The sequence below is a fragment of the Aquisalinus flavus genome (assembly GCF_014640095.1).
Classification (GTDB): domain Bacteria; phylum Pseudomonadota; class Alphaproteobacteria; order Caulobacterales; family Parvularculaceae; genus Aquisalinus; species Aquisalinus flavus.
Genome location: NZ_BMGH01000001.1, coordinates 2,395,906 through 2,413,953, shown reverse-complemented (window position 1 = coordinate 2,413,953; position 18,048 = coordinate 2,395,906). Strand labels below are relative to the sequence as shown.

The window sequence follows — 18,048 nt, the reverse complement described above, 5'->3', positions numbered from 1 at the left end:
CCGACACTGATCGGAAAAACCTATCGGTTTCAGGTATTTGCCGGGATTGAAGGTTAATTCTTGCTTAATGTCACGCCGGCTTGCGCAGGGCGGCGGCGTAAAACCCGTCCATGCCGCCGGTCGTCGCCAGCATCGAAGGCAGTGTGCGGATCGTACCATCCTTGCGTATCGCCTTCTCAAGCCCCGGCAGGGCGACCTCCGCAATCGGGTCGATCGCCAGCCCGCCATGACGCGACAGCGCCGCCTTGACCTGGTCCTCGCCTTCCTGGACCAGCAGCGAACAGACGCAATAGACCAGAAGCCCGCCGGGCTTGAGGAAGCCCAGCGCCCGGTCGATCATCAACGTCTGGAGAGCGGTCAGGTCCTTCACATCCTGTTCCGACTTGGCCCAGGCGACATCCGGGTTGCGCCTGACCGTGCCGGTCGCGGTGCAGGGCGCATCGAGCAATATGGCATCGAAGGCGCCGCCGGAATCCTCTGCCGGCTCCCAGACCAGCATGTCGGCCTTGATCGTTTCGGCGGGCAGGCCCGTGCGCGCAAGGTTCTCCTGCAGGCGCCTGAGGCGATTACCGGAAATGTCGAGCGCCGTGACCCTGGCCCCGGCGGCGGCGAGCTGCAGCGTCTTGCCCCCCGGCGCTGCGCACAGGTCGAGCACGCGCTGGCCGGTGACGTCGCCGAGCAGGCGGGCAGGCAGGCTGGCTGCGATATCCTGTACCCACCAGTCGCCGGCCTCAAAGCCCGGCAGAGCGGTGACATCATGGGCGGCGGACAGACGGACATGCCCCGGCAAATGGGAGATCGTGCCGTCCAGCACCGTCAGGGCGGATATGTCGGCCCCCGGTTTCAGACTCAGATCCAGCGGCGCCTCGGTCCGGTGCGCCTCGGCGATCGCGGTTACCAGCGCCGGGCCATAGGCCCGTTCAAGCGAGCGCCACAGCCAGCCCGGCGTGTCGGTGCGCAGCGGCAGGGCGATCAGCTGGTCCTTGCCCTTCTCGGCGATGCGCCGGCAGATCGCGTTGACCAGCTTGGCATAGCCACGCGTTTCCTGCTTCTGCCCGGCGAGTTCCGTTGCGGTGGCAACGGCGGCATGGGCCGGCGTGTCGAGCAGGACGAGCTGTGTCGCGGCCAGACGCAGAATATCCATCACCTCGATGCTTTTGCCCGGCAGCGGCCGGTCGAGATAAGCCCCGATGATCGCATCGATGGACCCGCGCCGGCGCCAGCAGGTCGACACCATATTGCGGGCAAAGGCGCGGTCGGGGCCCTGCAACACGGTAAAGGAGCGCCCCTGCGCCAGCGCTTCGTCGAGCGAGCGGCCGCGGCGCATGATCGCGAGAATGTCGAGCGCGGCGCGGCGGGCCGCCAGGCCCGGCATCTTGCTCTCGAGGAAATCATATTTTTCTTCAGCGGCCTTGGCGAGGCGGCGGGCGCCTTCCTCGGCTGACTCGTCAGGACGGCGCTCCTCGCGGCGCGGCGGTCTTGGTCCTTTGAAGGGGCCTTTCGGCGGACCCTTGCGCGGTGGGCCCTTACGGTCGTCCGACCGCGAGTCCGACCGCGAGTCCGGGCGCGCTTCGCGGCGTTTGCCCTCGAAGGCGCGGTCATCGGGCTTGCCGCCAGAACGGCCAGAAGAAGGGCCGCCAGAACGGCCGGAAGATGGGGAGGGTTTGCCCCCGCGGGGCTTGTCGTTGTCGGTCATGGTCAAGGTGCTTCGCGTTTGAGGTAGGGACGCCAGCCACAGGGCAGGCACCGGAGAGTCGCGTCTAAGCACGGATTTGGTTACCTGTCAGTGAAAATCTGGCCTGTCCTGCGGGCTGAGGGCGCCGGCTATTGCGGACTCGCCAGAGCCGCATTTACCGGCTAGGCTTTTTACAGTAGCCTTGACGGGCAATGGGGTTGCCGAGGTTTTCCGGTCGTCGGGGAGGCCGGAAAGCATGGCCGAGATATCTGTGGGAAGGGGTTTGATCATGAAGAGACTGAGTGCAGGGATTGCGATTGCCGCGCTGGTGGCTGGCGCTGGTATCGGCGCCGCGGCGGCGCAGGGCAACAGCCTGTCGGCCAAGCCGGACGCGACCGAGATCATTACCGATGCCGGCAAGCTGATGTATGATTATGATGTCGAGAACATCGTCCCCATCCTGCAGGAGCTTGGCCTGAAATGGCAGGGCCGCACCGCCCCGCAGGGCCAGAAGGTGATCATCGCCGAGGCGCCGAGCGGCATGTCCTTCGTGCTGATGCCGACCGCCTGCAAGAGCGGCGTTGCCGCCGGCTGTGTCGGCGTGTCGATGACCGCTGTCTTCGGCGGCGATATCGACCAGCGCACGGTGACCTCGTTCAACTACCGCTACCCGTTCACCAGCGCCGGCGTCGAAGAGGGCGGGTCCGCCTTCATCAACCGCTACGAGATTGCCGATTACGGCATGCCGCGCGGCAATTTCGTTACCTCGCTCAGCGTCTTCCTCGTCCAGGCGGAGATGCTGCAGGAGAGCCTGATCACGGCGACCCAGACCGTCAGCCAGAAATCCTATCTTGGCGACCTGTCGGCCAATGCCCTGAACATGCAGCAGGTATTCGCCGATGAAGGCGCGGCGCAGCTCGCCGGCATCAGCGCTGACAGCCATCAGGCGAGCCTGGAAAGCACGGCCGAATTCGTCCGCGTCCTCGTCGAGGCAGACCGGCAGTCGCCGGGCAAGATCGTCAACATCACGGTCAACAAACCGGCCGCTGGCGACGAATAGGCATCAGCCGGCGCTTGGGCCAGCACTGGGACCCGCACCCGGATAAGAGCGAAGGGGCGGTCCCGTCAGGGCCCCGCCTTCATGGATGCCCTTTTGCAGGGCGGCTGTGCGCAAACGCATGTTGCCCGCCCCGCGAGTTTCCCCTATAGCCTAGCCATGGTCCGTTCCGAACAGGACCAACCGCACCCGTAGCTCAGCTGGATAGAGCGCTGCCCTCCGAAGGCAGAGGTCACAGGTTCGAATCCTGTCGGGTGCGCCACTTCGTTTTCAACGCAAAAGTCCTCCCCGATACTATCCCTGTGTAGGGGAAGCCTTTCAACTATCGGGCTGCGTGTAGCGGTTCTTACTGCCTCGTCGAAGGATCGCGGGTTCGTCGCGGTCTGTTACGCCAGGCAGCGGCCCATGTCACCGTCCCTCGGTGTCCGCCCCTCTGTGTCCGCCCCTCAGTTTACCAAATGTGAAATGAAGTGCCGAGGCAGGTATCATCCGGCAGGAATGCTGCGCCATCAAGACACTGGAGAAATACCCCCATTGCCCTATTATGGAGCAACCAAGCTCTACCGTGCGACCATAAGAGGAAATGCCATGAAACCGTTGCTGCCAGCCCTTGCCGGCGTCCTGACCCTCGTAACGCCGGTTCTGTCCTGGGCCCAGTCATCGGAATGCGCCGCACCGGCATCGGTCTGCTTCACCGGCCAGGGCGGTGCCATGGAACTGATTCTCTCGGGAATGCCCGCCGCCGTGCTGGTCGATGGCGACGCCGACCCGGCAGTGCGTCGTGTCGCCGCCGATCTTGCACGGGACCTGGAACGGGTCAGCGGTCAGGATGCGGTCCTCGCGACCGGGAAGGCCGGGGTCGAGGGCCCTGTCGTGATCGTCGGCGTTGCCGGCCATGCCGGAATGATCGACGATCTCGCCCGCGCCGGGCTGATCGACCTGTCCGCCATCGAGGGCGAGTGGGAGGCATTCTCCATCACCGTTGTCGATAATCCTTGGCCGGACGTGCCGGCGGCACTGGTGATCGCCGGGTCCGACCGCCGCGGCGCCGTGTTCGGCACCTATGATCTGGCCGAAGACATCGGCGTCTCGCCGTGGCATTATTTCGCCGATGTGCCGGTGGTGCAGCGCGACGACGTGTCCATCACAGCCGGCACCCGCGATGACCGTCCCGTGGTGAAATATCGCGGGCTGTTCATCAATGATGAGGATCCGGCGCTTGGCAGCTGGGCGCGGGAGAAGTTCGGCGGTGTCAATGCCGATATGTACGAGCATGTCTTCGAACTGTTGCTGCGCCTGAAGGGCAATTACATCTGGCCCGCCATGTGGGGGAAATCTCTGTATGGTGACGATCCGCGCAGTGGCCAGATGGCCGATGACATGGGTATCGTTGTCGGCATGTCGCATCACGAGCCGCTGATGCGCGCCCATGTCGAGTGGGAACGCCATGGCGAGGGCGCGTGGAACTACAGCACCAACCCGGAGGGCCTGCAGGAGTTCTGGCGCGAGGGGATGGAGCGGGCGAAGGATTTCGACAAGGTCGTCACCATCGGCATGCGCGGCGATGGCGATGAGGCGATGTCCGAAGACACGGCGATCGATCTGCTCGAACAGGTCGTTGCCGACCAGCGCGAGATCATCGCCGACGTCACCGGCGAGCCTGCATCCGAAACGCCGCAGGTCTGGGCCCTCTACAAGGAAGTGCAGGATTACTACGATCAGGGCATGTCCGTGCCCGACGACGTGACGCTGCTTTTTGCCGACGACAATTGGGGCCAGAACCGCCGCCTGCCGACGAAGGACCTCGACCGCACAGGCGGTTTCGGCGTCTATTATCATTTTGATTATGTCGGCGCGCCGCGCAGCTATAAATGGACGAACACGAACCAGATCGAAAAGACCTGGCAGCAGATGGATCTTGCCTGGCGCCGCGGCGTCGAGGATGTCTGGATCGTCAATGTCGGTGACATCAAGCCGATGGAATTTCCGCTCGACTTCTTCCTCACCCATGCTTGGGACCCGGAAGAGATGACCCCCGATGCCGTCGCGTCCTTCCCGGCGGAATGGGCAGCGGAAACATTCGGGCCGGCGCATGCGGAGGCGATTGGTGCGCTGGTGACCCGCTACAGCCGCTATGCGGCGCGACGCAAGCCGGAACTGATCGACGCCGGCACCTGGCCGATCGGCACGATACAGGGCAACAGCCTGACCCGTGGCGAACTCGGCATGTATCTCGATCAGTGGCAAGCGCTGGTCGCCGACATGGAAGCAGTGAAAGAGGTCCTCGATGAAGACCAGCTCAGTGCCTGGTACCAGCTGGTCGAATACCCGATCCTGTCCATGGCCAATATCTATGAGCTGTACCATGCGGTCGCGTGGAACCGGGCTCTGGCCGCAGCGGACGATCCGCGCGCGAATTATTTCGCCGATCAGGCAGAAGCGGCGTTTGCGCGCGATGCCGCTCTCGCCGAGGCCTATCACCTGCTCGAGGACGGCAAGTGGAACCATATGATGGCCCAGGCCAATATCGGGTTTGAGGACTGGCGCGGGCCGGATCAGGACATGATGCCGGAGGTGATCCGGGTGGCTGGCGATACGCCAGCCTCCGTTCGCTTCAGCGGCACGGTCGAGCGGGCGGACATGCTGATCGACGCCACCGACTTTGACCGGGCGGTACCGGGCGGCGATCTGGAATGGAGCGCGATCGCCAATCTTGGCCAGTTCGGCAGCGGAGCGATGATCGCCACGCCGCAGGGTCAGCCCGCGACCACTGTCGAGGATGGCATGCGTCTGGAATACGATATCGATCTAGAGAGTGCCGGCGATATCGTGGTCGGCGTCCGGCTCTCCCCGACACTCGATACCATTGGCGAGGAAGGCGTTCGCCTTGGCATCTCGCTCGATGATGGTCCGGTTGAGGTGCTGAACCTCGATCTCATTCCCCATTGCTGCGGGCCGGAACGCCAGGAGCAGGTGGATTGGGATGCGGCCGTGCGCGACAACGGATTCACCCTGACGGCAGAGTTCGATGACCTCAGTGCCGGCGCCCATACGATCAAGCTCTGGCGCCTCGACGACAATATCGTCATCGAGCATTTGCGGATTGAAACGAAATAATCAGCAGGCGTCGCGAGAACGGATACGAGACGGCCGGTTCATCAGTTTTTGTCGCCGGCAATTGCGCTCCACGCAGCTGGTCAAAAGCCCATGTGGACCTGCTCCTGCGCCAGCGCGGCCAGTCTCTCATCATGGGTGACGTAGACGACGATCCGGTTCCGGCATTCGACCAGCAGCTTTTGCATAAGGCGTTTTGCCTGGGCCGCATCCAGATGCTCGCCCGGTTCATCGAGCAGCACCACCGGCTCGCGGGAGAGGATGGCCCGGGCAAGAGAAATGCGCCGGGCTTCGCCGAGTGAAAGGCTGTCCTGCTCAAGAGCGCTGTCGAGACCACCGTTCTGCCGAATTCTGTCGGCGAGTTCGACAGTCTCAAGCGCTTGCCAAAGGCTGGTATCGTCTGCGCTTGAGAAAAGATTATCGCGCACGCTGGCTGCCATGATTGCGGCATCATGCAAGGACAGATGACATATCGATCGCGCGACAATTCTCCTTGCGCCGAGCGGGGCAGGGGTTTTCCCCCGCCAGTCCGTCCATCCGGCGATTTCCTTTATCAGCGACGTCTTGCCACATCCGGACGGCCCGGTGATCGCCACGGCTCTGCCGCGCTCGGCGGTGAAACCCGAGACTGTACAGAGCTTTGTCCCGATCGGCGAATATACATCTCTTTGTTCCACGGTCAGTCGTAGCGGCGTGGTAGAGTCGCGGGCGTATTCCTCTGCGCCCTGCCAGCTCTCCAGAGATTGCTCAGCATAGCGAGCCTGCGCCCGGGCGAGCAGAAGGCGGGGCAGGCCGGACACGGCTTCTCCGGCAGCAAGCCAAAGAAATCCTGCAAAGATGGCGGGTAGAAGTGTCTCACCCGTCATGCCGGTCTGCCACGCGATACCAATCGTCAGCATCATCAACATCGGTGCGGCCAGACCCGTGGCTGTTTCGACACCGGCGAGGAGGCGTGCCTGTTCGGAACGCGAGTGCGTGCTCTGTTCGATCAGCGCAAAGGACCCAGCCAACGCCGCCTTACGATCGCCATTCCCGGCGAGGGGAACGAGGGCATTGATCTGGCGGCCAAGCGTGCGGGACCAGTCGGCCTCCACCTGTTGGGCGTCATGGCACTGCTGTGCGGCCTTTTCGGCCATGTGGCGGGAATAGAACGCGACGACTACGAGAAGCAGGAGGGTAAAGGGCAGCGCCAGCGGTGCTGTGATGGCAGTGGCAACGAGGCAGACCGCCACCAGCACCATGCCTGTCATGGCAGGCAGGCTGGCCCGAAGAGTGGCGAACTCCACCTTCTCGACATCGTCGATGAAAGCGCCGAGCTGGTCGTCGCGCGACAGCTGCCAGCCATCTTCATAGACAGTACGCGCTGAAGCCATGTCGCGAAAGAGCCGGGTACGGTGCTTCATCTGGTCACGCAGCGCGGCAGCATGGCCGGCCAGACGCTCTGCATATTTTCCGGCAGTCCGCGTGATCGCGAACAGCCGGATCAAGCCCGCGGGCAGGTGATAATTATAGGCAAAAGCAGCGGCCCCTGCCGTTGCACCGACGCCGGCCGCTGCCCCTGCCAGCGCAACGGATGACAGGAACCAGCCGGAAACACCGACGAGCAACAGGCCCGATAGTGCCGTCACCAAGGCAATTATCAGCGCAGGCCGCCACGATTTGTCAGTCCAGAGGGCGGGCAGCGGTATACGGATCATGATGCAACTTCCCTCAGGCGGTGGTTGAATGAAACGACTTGATCGGCTGCCGCAATCAGGGCCCGATCGTGGCTTGCGACGACCAGTAGCCGGTCGCGTGACTCTGCTTTCAGCGTTTTGTGGATGTGGTTCGCACTGACAGGATCGAGCTTGGCGGTCGGTTCATCGATGAAAAGTACCTGCGCGTCGCTTGCCAGCGCCGCCGCGAGGGCCAAACGCATGCTCTGGCCGCCGGACAGGGTTTCGGGGGCGATGACGCCTCCCGCGAAACGCGGGTCACCGGAAAAAAGCGACGGGCGTTGATCATACAGGGTCCGGATTCTCTCCGGTGTCAGGTAGATATCGCTGCTGCTCCAAGCCTGTTTGATTTCGACGGGCAGGAGGATCTGCCCGGCAAGAGGCGGTTCGATCCCGGCGAGCGCGCGCAAGAGCGTTGTCTTGCCGCTGCCGCTGGGGCCGTTGACGATGACGAGGCCCTTTGCCGGCAGGGTGGCGTCGGGCACCGTTCCGACATAGGGCAAAACCAGATTGTGCCAGCCTATTGTGCTGTGGCCGTTTGCAGCAAGGCGCACATCCTCGGCCAATGGTGTCGCATCGATCGACGCCATAGAAGCAAGGGCGGCCTTTCCCTCGGCAGCGACATGGTAAAGCTCCGCATACCGCCTCAGGGGATTGAAGAATTCCGGTGCCAGCATCAGGACTGCAAGGGAAGAGCCGAGCGGCAGGCCGAAAAAACCGGGAATGTGCAGGAGCCCGAGATGGCCGAGCCCGAAAAAGATCGCCAGCATGGCGATGCTGAGCGACGAAAAGAAATCGAGGACCGCCGAGTTCAGGAAGGCGACTTTCAATACATCGAGACTGACGCGGCGGTGCTTTTCCAGCGCCGCCCCGATGACGTCTGCCTGGGCGGTCACATCATGATTGGCGGCAATTGTCGGCAGGCAGCGGATACGGTCGCCGAAAATGCCGGACAGCTGAGACAGCGCGGCCTCCTGGGTCTGTGCCCTGGACTTCGTCAGTCCGCCGACCAGGATGAAGAAGACGATCATGATCGGCAGGGAAGCGACAAGCAATCCGGCGGCCGCCGGTGACAGACAGGCGATCAGTCCGGCTGCCATTAACGGGCCGATCGCCATCAGGCTACGCGTGTTCTTTACCGTGATTACCGCGCTTGCAATGGCGCCGGGGTGACGGGAGATGCGGCTCACCAGATCGCCGGTATCATAGGCGTGAACCGTTGAGGGTGCACGTGTCTGGAGGAAGTGGCGATAGAGACCGGCAACGCGATTTGCAACGTCGCGCTCCGCCTGCCTTGTCGCTCTTGCTGCGACACGTTGAGCAACGATCAGGCCGACCGCGCACGCCCCTGCCGCCACCATGATCGGCAGAGCGGCGGCACCATCCATGACCAGCGCGCCGGTGATCACGGCAAGACCGGCCAGCATGGCAATGCGAAGGGCAAACGCCGCGCCGCCTGCAAGCAGGCTAAGGCGTGCGGCCATGCCAGCCTGCCCGCGCAAGCGCCGCTCCAGTGCCGTTTCGGGTGTCGGTGTTCTCTTCATGCCCGATACCTAGCCCGGACACCCGGTGGAGATTTTGAGCTAGGTCAAAAACCGCGCGGGCATTGCATGGCAAGTGGCAGACAAGAAACCGGAAAATCAACCAGGAGCCGTCCATGCCTGATCCCTTAATCGTTGACCTGTCGCGCCTGCAATTCGCGCTGACAGCGATGTATCACTTCCTCTTCGTGCCGCTGACACTCGGTCTCTCGATCCTGATCGCGATGATGGAGACAGTCTATGTCATGACCGGCAAGCCCATCTGGCGCGAGATGACGAAATTCTGGGGTGTCCTGTTCGGCATCAATTTCGCCCTCGGGGTTGCCACCGGCATCACGATGGAATTCCAGTTCGGGATGAACTGGGCGTTCTACTCGCACTATGTCGGTGACGTGTTCGGGGCGCCGCTGGCGATCGAGGGGCTGATGGCCTTCTTCCTCGAGGCGACCTTTGTCGGCTTGTTCTTCTTTGGCTGGGACCGCCTGAAGCCGGTGACTCACATGACTGTCACCTGGCTGATGGCACTGGGTACGAACTTTTCGGCGCTGTGGATCCTGATCGCCAATGGCTGGATGCAGAACCCGGTCGGATCGGCCTTCAACCCCGATACGATGCGCATGGAAGTCACCGATTTCATGGCTGTCCTGTTCAATCCGGTGGCTCAGGCAAAATTCGTTCACACGGTCAGCGCGGGCTATGTCACCGGCGCCGTCTTTGTGCTCGGCATCTCGGCATTCTATATGCTCCGCGGCCGCCATATGCAGCTGGCGAAGCGCTCCTTTGCCATTGCTGCGGCCTTTGGTGTCGCCTCGACCCTGTCGGTCATCGTGCTTGGCGACGAGAGCGGCTATGCGATCACCGATCATCAGAAAATGAAGCTCGCTGCAATGGAAGCGATGTGGGAGACGGAGGAAGCGCCAGCATCCTTCACCATCATCGGCCTGCCCGACATGGAGGCGCGCGAGACTCATTTAGCCATTCATGTGCCATGGGTCATGGGGCTGATCGGCACGCGGTCTTTCGATACGCAAATCCCCGGCATCTATGACCTCGTCGACCATGCCGAGGACCGTATCCGCAACGGGCTCTATGCCTGGGATGCGCTGGAGGCGATCAAGGCCGACCGGGCCAGTCCGGCTGCGCGCGAACAGTTTGCGCAGTATCAGGACGACCTGGGTTATGCCAAGCTGCTGTTGAAATACACTGAAGATCCGATGGCAGCGACCGAGGAACAGATCCGCGCCGCGGCGTGGGACACGGTACCCCATGTGCCGTCGCTGTTCTTCACCTTCCGTGTCATGGTGTTGTCCGGCGTCTTGCTGCTGGGGCTGTTCGTTGCCGCCCTGTGGATGATTTCGCGCGAGGATCCTCTGCCGCGCTGGCTGTTGCATCTGTCGGTATGGTCGATCCCCGTGCCGTGGATCGCCATGGAAATAGGCTGGTTCGTCGCCGAGTTCGGCCGCCAGCCATGGGTGATCGAGGGTGTCTTGCCGACCTTCCTCGCCGCCTCGAACCTGACCTTGCTGGACATCGCCATCACCATCACCGGATTTACGCTCGTCTACGGCATCCTCGCCGTGATCGAAGTGCGCCTGATGCTCGCCGCGATCAGCAAGGGGCCGGCGGTGGTCGATGCGATCGACGATCTCGTGCCAGGTATGGGTGAGGGCGGCAATCGCACGCCGGCGCTGACACCTGCAGAATAATTCCTGAAAGGACAAGACAATGCTGTTCGATTATGAAGTACTTAGACTGATCTGGTGGGCACTCCTGGGTATCCTGCTGATTGGCTTCGCCGTCACTGACGGTTTCGACATGGGTGCCGCGGCGCTGATGCCGTTTATCGGCAAGAGGGACGAGGAACGCCGGGTCATCATCAATACGGTCGGCCCGGTGTGGGAGGGTAACCAGGTCTGGTTCATCCTTGGCGGCGGTGCGATCTTCGCCGCTTGGCCGGCGCTATATGCGCTGTCATTCTCGGGTTTCTATCTGGCAATGTTCATTGTGCTCTTTGCCCTGATCTTGCGCCCGGTCGCTTTCAAGTATCGCTCCAAGCGCGATGGAGCGAAATGGCGGCGCAATTGGGACTGGGCACTGTTCATCTCCGGTGCCGTGCCGCCGGTAATCTTCGGCGTTGCAGTCGGCAATGCCATGGTCGGCGTACCCTTTTACTATACGGACGAATTGCGCCCGATGTATGAAGGCACGCTGTTCGGACTGCTCAATCCCGCTGCCCTTTTCTGCGGCATCGTCTCCATCGCCATGATCCTGATGCATGGCGCGGCGTGGATCGTGCTGAAGACCGAAGGTGAGATTGCCGCCCGGGCGCGACGGATCGGCTTCTACGCGGCGCTTGCCAGTGTCGTGCTGTTTGCCCTCGGCGGCGCCATTCTCTCATTTGGCTGGCTCGGCGGCTATGTGCTGACCAGCACGGCAGACTGGGCAGGACCGAGTTACCCGCTTGCCAAGAGTGTCGAGGTCGCGCGGGGGGCGTGGCTCGCCAATTACATGAACGTGCCACTGCTCGCCATCGTCCCGGCTCTCGGATTTATCGGCCTTGCCGGGGCAGCTGTCGGCTTCAAGACCGGTGGTGTCGAGCGATTGACGCTACTTGCCTCGGGCACCGGTGTTGCCTTCATCATCGCAACGGTGGGCGTGACCATGTTCCCGTTCATCCTGCCGTCGACGATCATGCCCGATCACTCGCTGATGGTTTTCGACGCCTCGAGCAGCCGCAACACACTGCGCAACATGCTGATCTCCGTTATCATCTTCCTGCCACTCATCCTCGGATACACCGCCTGGGTGTTCCACGTGATGCGCGGCAAGGTGACTGAAGACGGTATCGCCAAATCCTCACACGCTTACTGAAAGGACGACACTCATGTGGTACTTTGCCTGGATATTGGGCCTTGGTCTCGCCGCGACGGTCGGCATTCTCAACGCGCTCTGGTTCGAACTGAAATCAACGCGTGCGGATGAAAGTCCGGATCCGGAAATTGCGCCCTAGCAGGAACAGAACCTTTCCCAGAAAAAGAGCCGGTCAACCGGCCCGTTCGAATGCCTCTCCCAACTCGACAAAGCGGCCGGACACTGTCTTCAGGTGTCCGGTTTTTTTCAGCTTCGCGAAGGTGCGGCTGAGCGTCTCCATACGCAGGCCGAGAAAATCGGCAATATCCTGGCGCGGCATGGACAGATAGATGCGCGTCGATAATCGGTCGTCACCGCGGCGGGCGCGACCGATCAGTTTCAGGAAACTAAGCACCCGTTCTTCTGCCGTGTTCTTGCCGAGGAGAACGATGTGGTCCTGCGCCTTGGCAAGCTCGCTGGAGCCGCGGGCGATCAGCCGGTCCTTGATGCCGGGATGCTTCTCGCTCATCTGGTCGAGGAAATTATGGGCAAAACTGCAGATGAGAGAGGGCTCCAGAGCTTCTGCCGTATAGGAACTGTCACCCCGGCTCATGCCAACGAAATCGCCGGGGAACATGAATCCGGTGATCTGGCGGCGTCCATCTTCCAGCATCCTGACAAGACGGAACGTCCCGCTGACGATGATATTGAGATGGCTGACCGGTTCGCCCTCGGTCGCGATGGCGTGGCCTTCCTTGACGGAGTGGTGGGCCATTGTCTTGGAGATGGCACGGATTTCGTCCTCGTTCATCTCCGCGCAGATCGATTGCGGGCGCACGTCGCAAAGCGAGCAGAAATTCATCGCCCCGATAGTCTTGCCACAATGTATTTCAGGTGTATCGGTCCCACGCATCGGGGCAGATTAGGCAATTCCGCAAAGGATTGCTAGAGCGGCAAATCACACGGCCGGTGACAGGCGCGCGCCGCTATTATGCACTGCAGGATCGAACACGGCCGCGATCGCCCGTGACAACAGCCGCGCGCCGGGTTCGATGGTCAGCCGGTCGCCGGACAGTTGGATGAGACCGTCCCTTTGCAGGGGCGCCAGCCGGTCCATCAGGCTTTCCATTGCTGATTGCTCCCTGCCGGCAATGTTGAAATATTCGGCAAGACAGGCCTCGTGGCGGCAAAGCAGGCCGTGGATCCAGTCGCCGATGAGGCGCTGCTCCGGCGTGCTTACGATACCTCGCGTCGTCGCCCAATGTCCCTCGTCCAGTAGCCTTGTATAGCCGTCGACCGATTTTTCATTCTGGGCATGGACGCCATTGACCGAGCTGATGGCGCTGGGGCCGAGGCCGATGACACAGCGCGCCTGGTCTTCGGTGAAGCCCTGGAAATTGCGGTTCAGGCGGCCTGCCGCGTCCGCATTGGCGATCGCAGTATGCGGCAGGGCGAAATGGTCAAATCCGATACGGCGATAGCCGGCAGAGACAAGCGTGTCCGCGCCAAGCTCTGCCAGGGCCGAACGTTCGGACCGTCCCGGCAACTCGGCATCATCGATAAGCCGCTGGTGCCTCAGCCGGTCCGGCAGATGGGCATAACCAAACAGCGAGACACGGTCCGGGGCGAGGCTCAGCGTCTTGCGCAGGGTCTCGCGCATCGTATGCTCGGTCTGTCTTGGCAGCCCGTAGAGCAGGTCGAAGCTGATATCGCCGACGCCGCTTGTCCGCATCGCGGCGACACAGTCATGCACGAGCTCATAGGACTGGATGCGGTTGATCGCAGCTTGCACGAACGGGTCGAAATCCTGCACGCCGATGCTCATGCGGGTCACGCCGATCCGGGCAAGGTTGGTAATGCTGGCAGCAGAGGAAAGCCGTGGATCGAGCTCGATCGCGATGGGGGTGCCGTCGGTCAGGCCGAAGGCGTTCTCGATTTCGTCGAGAATGCTGATCAGGTCTTCGGCGTGGAGAAAGTTCGGCGTGCCGCCACCGAAATGCAGCTGCGAGGTTCGCCCGCGCCCGGCAAGCGCCGCAGCGACCTGATGGATTTCTCTCTTCAGGGCATCGAGATAGGGCCGCGTGCGCTCATAACGGTTCTCGACGCGCATATTGCAGCCGCAATACCAGCAAAGCTGCTGGCAGAAGGGCACGTGGATATAGAGGGAGACCGGTTCATAGGGACCGATCTCGCGCAGGGCATGGCGATAGGGTGCTGGCTCCATCGGCCCGAAGAATAGCGCCGAGGGATAGCTGGTATAGCGCGGGACCGACAGGTCCAGATATTTCTGCCAGGGTTCCTTCATGCGGCGAGCATTGCCCGATGCAATGCCGGGGCGGATGACTTAAGTCAAAATTCTTGTTGGGGGAGAATTGCTGTTGGTGCCGTTCCCGCGACCATCCCGACGCAGCCTGCCGTGCTTCATTGGATGAGGCCATTCGTTGACCGGCATCCGAAGGCGTGGCATTCATCTGGAATGCGCCCTTTTTTCTTCCCCGGCCTGAGCATCCTCACGGCATTCTGGTTTCTTTGTGCCCCGGCCATGGCCCAGGAGATACGGCCCACGATTGGTGTCGATCTCGAGGCAATAGGCCAGGTCCGTGCGCTGGCGGCGAACGAGATCGAGTCCTCTTCATGGTCGATCGGTGGCGAGACACTGGATCGCGACTACGCGGTATTTGCAAACTATGCCGACCATCTTGGCCCGCTCGGGGCCAAGGGAATCCGCTTGCAGGGCGGGTGGGCGAAAACCGAGACCAGTCAGGGTGTCTATGAATGGCAGTGGCTGGATGATATTGTCGATGGTGCAAGCGCCCTGGGCGTCAAACCATGGATACAGCTCAGCTACGGCAATCCTGCCTATCCCGGCGGCGGCGATTACGGGCTCGGGGGCGGGCTTCCGACGTCACCGGATGCGCTGGCAGCCTGGGACCGGTGGGTCGAGGCGATCGTTGATCGCTATGGCGACCGTGTCGACCAGTGGGAAGTCTGGAATGAACCCGATCTCAATCACACAGATACCGCCGGCGCAGCCGATTACGCGGCCCTCTTCATCCGCACGGCCCGGATCGTGCGCCGGGTACAACCGGATGCCGGGGTCTATGCCCTCGCGCTGGCCGATGATGTTGATTATGCCCGGGCTTTTTTCGACGAAGTGGCCGCGCGCGAGCAACTTCACCTGATCGATGCCGTCACGTTTCACAGCTATCCCGACAATCCTGACTCGACTGAAATCGTGGACCAGCTGCGACGGCACATAGCCGAGGTCGGCGGCGATTTCGATGTCCGTCAGGGCGAAACCGGCGCTACGTCCGGATACCAGGACTACTTCGCGCTTCAGGGCAGGCATATGACCGAAACGATCCAGGCGAAGTGGAATTTGCGGCGGATGCTTGCCCATCATGCCAAGAGCGTTCCTTTCAATCTCTTCACGATGGCCGACCTGCATTATCAGTGGCAAAAGGTTGAGATGAACTACAAGGGCCTGCTGGCTACCAACGCCGACAAGTCGATCGCCTATCGCAAGCCCGCCTATCGCGCAGCACAGTCGGTTTTCTCGGTTTTTGATGACCGGCTCAAGCCTGTAGCCCTGCCGTCATACAAGTCGACGTCGCTGCGATCCCTCAATGTCGATGCGTACGGCCAGGACGGCAAGGCCAGCGTGATCGCATACTGGTTCTTTGACGCCCCGCCCGACGATACCACCGGCGTCACCTACGCGGATCTCCGTCTCGAAGGGGTTGCGTTCGACACGCCTGTTCTCGTCGATCTGCGCACAGGCATCGTCTACGGCGTGCCTGAACAGTCGTGGCGGCGGGAAGATGCCGCAGTCGTTTTTCACCTGCCGATGTATGACAGTCCAATGCTGCTTGCCGAGCGTGACGCCATCCCCGTTCTTGAGTAAAAAACGTCCGGGTGCATCCTTGATCGGCTACGGTTTCCGAGAGACAAAAACGAGGCGATGCCGATATCCTGTGATTACGCCGCAGTGGTTCATCCCGTCGCCCTGGTTTATCGCTGAATCCGGACTGGAGGCATTAGCATGAGCGGCAGGCTGTTTGGCGGCATCGAGGCTGGCGGCACGAAATTCGTTTGCGCGGTGGGATATGGGCCGGACGATATCCGCCATCGGGTCACCATACCGACGACGGGGCCCGAGCAGACCTTCGCCGCCTGCCGCGCCTTTTTCGATCACGCGATCGGACAGCACGGCCGGTTGGCGGGTATCGGCATTGCCGCTTTCGGGCCGGTGAATGTCGACGCCGCGTCAGAGCAGTATGGTGTCGTCGGACGGACGCCAAAGCCCGGCTGGCCGGGGGCGAACTATCTGACGGCGTTTTCCGGCTATGGCGTGCCTGTCGCGATCAGTTCCGATGTCAGCGGCGCAGCGCTCGGCGAATATCTTGCCCAATTGCCGGGAGGCGCCAGGCAGGGCGCGCGGTCGCTTGCCTATGTCACGGTCGGCACCGGCATCGGGGCCGGGCTGGTCGCGGAGGGAAGGGTCCTTCAGGGCACGTCTCACTACGAATTCGGGCATATCTATCCGCCCAGAAACGGCGCTGACGCATTTGCAGGGCAGTGCCCCTATCATGGGGCCTGCCTCGAGGGGCTCGCCAGCGGCCCGGCGATCATGGCGCGGTGGGGCCGGTCCTTGTCCGACTTGCCCCCGGACCATGAAGCCCATGAGATCGAGGCCTTCTATCTCGCTCATCTCGCATTGGTGATTACGCTGACGCATATGCCGGAAAAGATCACCTTTGGCGGCGGGGTGATGAAGACGCCAGGGCTGATCGACCGTGTTCGAATGAAGACAGCGGAGCTGCTGAATGCCTATGCCGATGGCCCTTCAGCCGGGGATATGACCGCCTATATCGTGCCGCCCGGCCTGCCGGATATTTCCGGCATTGCCGGGGCATTGGCGCTTGCCCGACAGGCAGCGGATCTCGCCTGACAAGGCGCCTACTGCAGCACCAGTTCCGCGTGAAGGGCGCCAGCGGTTTTCATCGTTTTCAGGATGTCGATCATCTCGCGCGGCGAGACGCCGAGGGCGTTGAGGCCGGAGACGAGGTCGGACAGGGTCACGTTCTGCTGGACCGTCGCGATATTGCCGGGGCCGGTCTCGAACACATCGACCGTGGTGCGCGGCACGACGATGGTTTCGCCATTGCGCGAGAACGGGTTCGGCTGGGAGACCACGGGCGTCTCGGTGATGCGGATCGACAGATTACCCTGGCTGACGGCGACGGTCGAAACGGTAACATCCGCGCCCAGAACGATCGTGCCGGAGCGCTGGTCGATGACGACCCGCGCCTTCTGCGCCGGTTGCAGGGTGATGTTCTCGATACGACTCATCAGGCGGGCCGGGTCGATGCCATCGGCAAGCGACAGCTCGACCGTGCCGGCATCCATCATCCGCGCGATGGGCGTGCCGGTCGACTGGTTGATCGCGGTTTCGACCCGCTCTGCCGTGGTGAAGTCCGGATCGCGCAGGGCAAGACGCACGCGCGGCATCTGGGCGAAAGTGAAATCTATTTCCTTCTCGACAAAGGCACCGCCCGGGATCGTGCCCGCGGTGGGCACGCCCTCGACAACGGACTGGGCATCGCCTTCGGCCTTGAAACCGGAGACGAGGACAGAGCCCTGGGCGACGGCATAGATCTGGTTATCCGCTGCATTGAGCGGCGTCATGACCAGCGTGCCGCCTGACAGGGACTTGGCATCGCCGATGGAGGAGACCGTGACATCGATGCGCGAGCCGCGGCGGGAGAAGGGCGGCAGCTCGGCAGTGACGAGCACTGCAGCGACGTTGTTGGGCCGGAAATCCTCGCCCTGAACATTGACGCCGAGCCGTTCGAGGATGTTGGCGAGAGCCTCCTCCGTATAGGGAGAGTTGCGCAGCGTGTCGCCCGTGCCGTTGAGGCCGATGACGAGGCCATAGCCGACAAGATCGTTGCCGCGCACGCCTTCCACGTCGACGAGATCCTTCAGCCGCACATCGGCGCTAGCGGGCGACAGGGCGGCGAGACACGAGCCAATTGCCAGGGCGAAGGCGGCTGCTGTTCTTTTCATCATGGTGGTGCTCATATGCTGCTTCGC

General features: G+C 62.2%; 13 protein-coding genes and 1 tRNA gene. 8 read left to right on the top strand and 6 right to left on the bottom strand.

Translation table 11 applies throughout. The annotated features are described in order from the left end of the window. Positions 1-70: 70 nt before the first annotated feature. Positions 71-1,696 carry an RsmB/NOP family class I SAM-dependent RNA methyltransferase gene (locus tag IEV88_RS10940; protein WP_206711200.1) on the bottom strand — a complete coding sequence of 542 codons (1,626 nt, stop codon included), beginning with the start codon at positions 1,694-1,696 and terminating at the stop codon, positions 71-73. A gap of 268 nt (positions 1,697-1,964) precedes the next feature. Here IEV88_RS10940 and IEV88_RS10935 point away from each other — a divergent pair, with 268 nt between their 5' ends. The 3 genes from IEV88_RS10935 to IEV88_RS10925 all read left to right on the top strand — a co-directional run bounded on the left by IEV88_RS10935 (position 1,965) and on the right by IEV88_RS10925 (position 5,849). Next, on the top strand, positions 1,965-2,735 hold the full coding sequence (locus IEV88_RS10935) for a type III secretion system chaperone family protein (protein WP_188158412.1): 771 nt from the start codon (positions 1,965-1,967) through the stop codon (positions 2,733-2,735). Positions 2,736-2,917: 182 nt separating this feature from the next. Further along, positions 2,918-2,994, top strand: a tRNA-Arg gene (locus IEV88_RS10930). Between the two features lie 326 nt (positions 2,995-3,320). After that, complete coding sequence (locus tag IEV88_RS10925; RefSeq protein ID WP_188158413.1) at positions 3,321-5,849, top strand: glycosyl hydrolase 115 family protein; 2,529 nt, start codon at positions 3,321-3,323, stop codon at positions 5,847-5,849. A gap of 80 nt (positions 5,850-5,929) precedes the next feature. Here the strand turns inward: IEV88_RS10925 and IEV88_RS10920 are convergent, their stop codons facing one another. Further along, on the bottom strand, positions 5,930-7,543 hold the full coding sequence (locus tag IEV88_RS10920; protein WP_188158414.1) for an ATP-binding cassette domain-containing protein: 1,614 nt from the start codon (positions 7,541-7,543) through the stop codon (positions 5,930-5,932). Then, positions 7,540-9,105, bottom strand: a complete 1,566-nt coding sequence (locus IEV88_RS10915; protein ID WP_188158415.1) for an ATP-binding cassette domain-containing protein — start codon at positions 9,103-9,105, stop codon at positions 7,540-7,542. Before IEV88_RS10915 ends, IEV88_RS10920 begins: the two co-directional genes overlap by 4 nt. A 113-nt stretch (positions 9,106-9,218) precedes the next feature. Between IEV88_RS10915 and IEV88_RS10910 the strand changes: the two genes are divergently transcribed. From IEV88_RS10910 to cydX, 3 genes are read left to right on the top strand one after another with little or no spacing between them, the layout of a single operon-like run. After that, on the top strand, positions 9,219-10,808 hold the full coding sequence (locus IEV88_RS10910; RefSeq protein ID WP_188158416.1) for a cytochrome ubiquinol oxidase subunit I: 1,590 nt from the start codon (positions 9,219-9,221) through the stop codon (positions 10,806-10,808). Between the two features lie 19 nt (positions 10,809-10,827). Next, a complete protein-coding gene (cydB, locus tag IEV88_RS10905) occupies positions 10,828-11,973 on the top strand; it encodes a cytochrome d ubiquinol oxidase subunit II (RefSeq protein ID WP_188158417.1) in 1,146 nt (381 codons plus the stop codon). A 13-nt stretch (positions 11,974-11,986) separates the two neighbouring features. Next, positions 11,987-12,112: a cytochrome bd-I oxidase subunit CydX gene (gene cydX / locus IEV88_RS10900; protein WP_188158418.1), complete on the top strand. Its 126-nt coding sequence runs from the start codon at positions 11,987-11,989 to the stop codon at positions 12,110-12,112. A 33-nt stretch (positions 12,113-12,145) separates the two neighbouring features. On the opposite strand, the gene IEV88_RS10895 is transcribed toward cydX, so the two are convergent. Then, positions 12,146-12,814 carry a Crp/Fnr family transcriptional regulator gene (locus tag IEV88_RS10895; RefSeq protein WP_188158419.1) on the bottom strand — a complete coding sequence of 223 codons (669 nt, stop codon included), beginning with the start codon at positions 12,812-12,814 and terminating at the stop codon, positions 12,146-12,148. Between the two features lie 96 nt (positions 12,815-12,910). Beyond that, positions 12,911-14,257, bottom strand: coding sequence for an oxygen-independent coproporphyrinogen III oxidase (gene hemN, locus IEV88_RS10890; RefSeq protein WP_188158420.1), 1,347 nt, complete (start codon positions 14,255-14,257; stop codon positions 12,911-12,913). Between the two features lie 171 nt (positions 14,258-14,428). Between hemN and IEV88_RS10885 the strand changes: the two genes are divergently transcribed. Beyond that, positions 14,429-15,856, top strand: a complete 1,428-nt coding sequence (locus IEV88_RS10885; protein WP_188481219.1) for a GH39 family glycosyl hydrolase — start codon at positions 14,429-14,431, stop codon at positions 15,854-15,856. A gap of 138 nt (positions 15,857-15,994) precedes the next feature. Further along, positions 15,995-16,903, top strand: coding sequence for an ROK family protein (locus IEV88_RS10880; protein ID WP_194420135.1), 909 nt, complete (start codon positions 15,995-15,997; stop codon positions 16,901-16,903). 8 nt (positions 16,904-16,911) lie between these two features. On the opposite strand, the gene IEV88_RS10875 is transcribed toward IEV88_RS10880, so the two are convergent. After that, a complete protein-coding gene (locus tag IEV88_RS10875; RefSeq protein WP_229731458.1) occupies positions 16,912-18,036 on the bottom strand; it encodes a flagellar basal body P-ring protein FlgI in 1,125 nt (374 codons plus the stop codon). Positions 18,037-18,048: the final 12 nt, after the last annotated feature.

Bases quoted from the DNA above. Each gene is read 5' to 3' on its own strand.
- IEV88_RS10940 (WP_206711200.1), bottom strand. From the start codon at position 1,696: ATGACCGACAACGACAAGCCCCGCGGGGGCAAACCCTCCCCATCTTCC.
- IEV88_RS10935 (WP_188158412.1), top strand. From the start codon at position 1,965: ATGAAGAGACTGAGTGCAGGGATTGCGATTGCCGCGCTGGTGGCTGGC.
- IEV88_RS10925 (WP_188158413.1), top strand. From the start codon at position 3,321: ATGAAACCGTTGCTGCCAGCCCTTGCCGGCGTCCTGACCCTCGTAACG.
- IEV88_RS10920 (WP_188158414.1), bottom strand. From the start codon at position 7,543: ATGATCCGTATACCGCTGCCCGCCCTCTGGACTGACAAATCGTGGCGG.
- IEV88_RS10915 (WP_188158415.1), bottom strand. From the start codon at position 9,105: ATGAAGAGAACACCGACACCCGAAACGGCACTGGAGCGGCGCTTGCGC.
- IEV88_RS10910 (WP_188158416.1), top strand. From the start codon at position 9,219: ATGCCTGATCCCTTAATCGTTGACCTGTCGCGCCTGCAATTCGCGCTG.
- cydB (WP_188158417.1), top strand. From the start codon at position 10,828: ATGCTGTTCGATTATGAAGTACTTAGACTGATCTGGTGGGCACTCCTG.
- cydX (WP_188158418.1), top strand. From the start codon at position 11,987: ATGTGGTACTTTGCCTGGATATTGGGCCTTGGTCTCGCCGCGACGGTC.
- IEV88_RS10895 (WP_188158419.1), bottom strand. From the start codon at position 12,814: ATGAATTTCTGCTCGCTTTGCGACGTGCGCCCGCAATCGATCTGCGCG.
- hemN (WP_188158420.1), bottom strand. From the start codon at position 14,257: ATGAAGGAACCCTGGCAGAAATATCTGGACCTGTCGGTCCCGCGCTAT.
- IEV88_RS10885 (WP_188481219.1), top strand. From the start codon at position 14,429: ATGCGCCCTTTTTTCTTCCCCGGCCTGAGCATCCTCACGGCATTCTGG.
- IEV88_RS10880 (WP_194420135.1), top strand. From the start codon at position 15,995: ATGAGCGGCAGGCTGTTTGGCGGCATCGAGGCTGGCGGCACGAAATTC.
- IEV88_RS10875 (WP_229731458.1), bottom strand. From the start codon at position 18,036: ATGAGCACCACCATGATGAAAAGAACAGCAGCCGCCTTCGCCCTGGCA.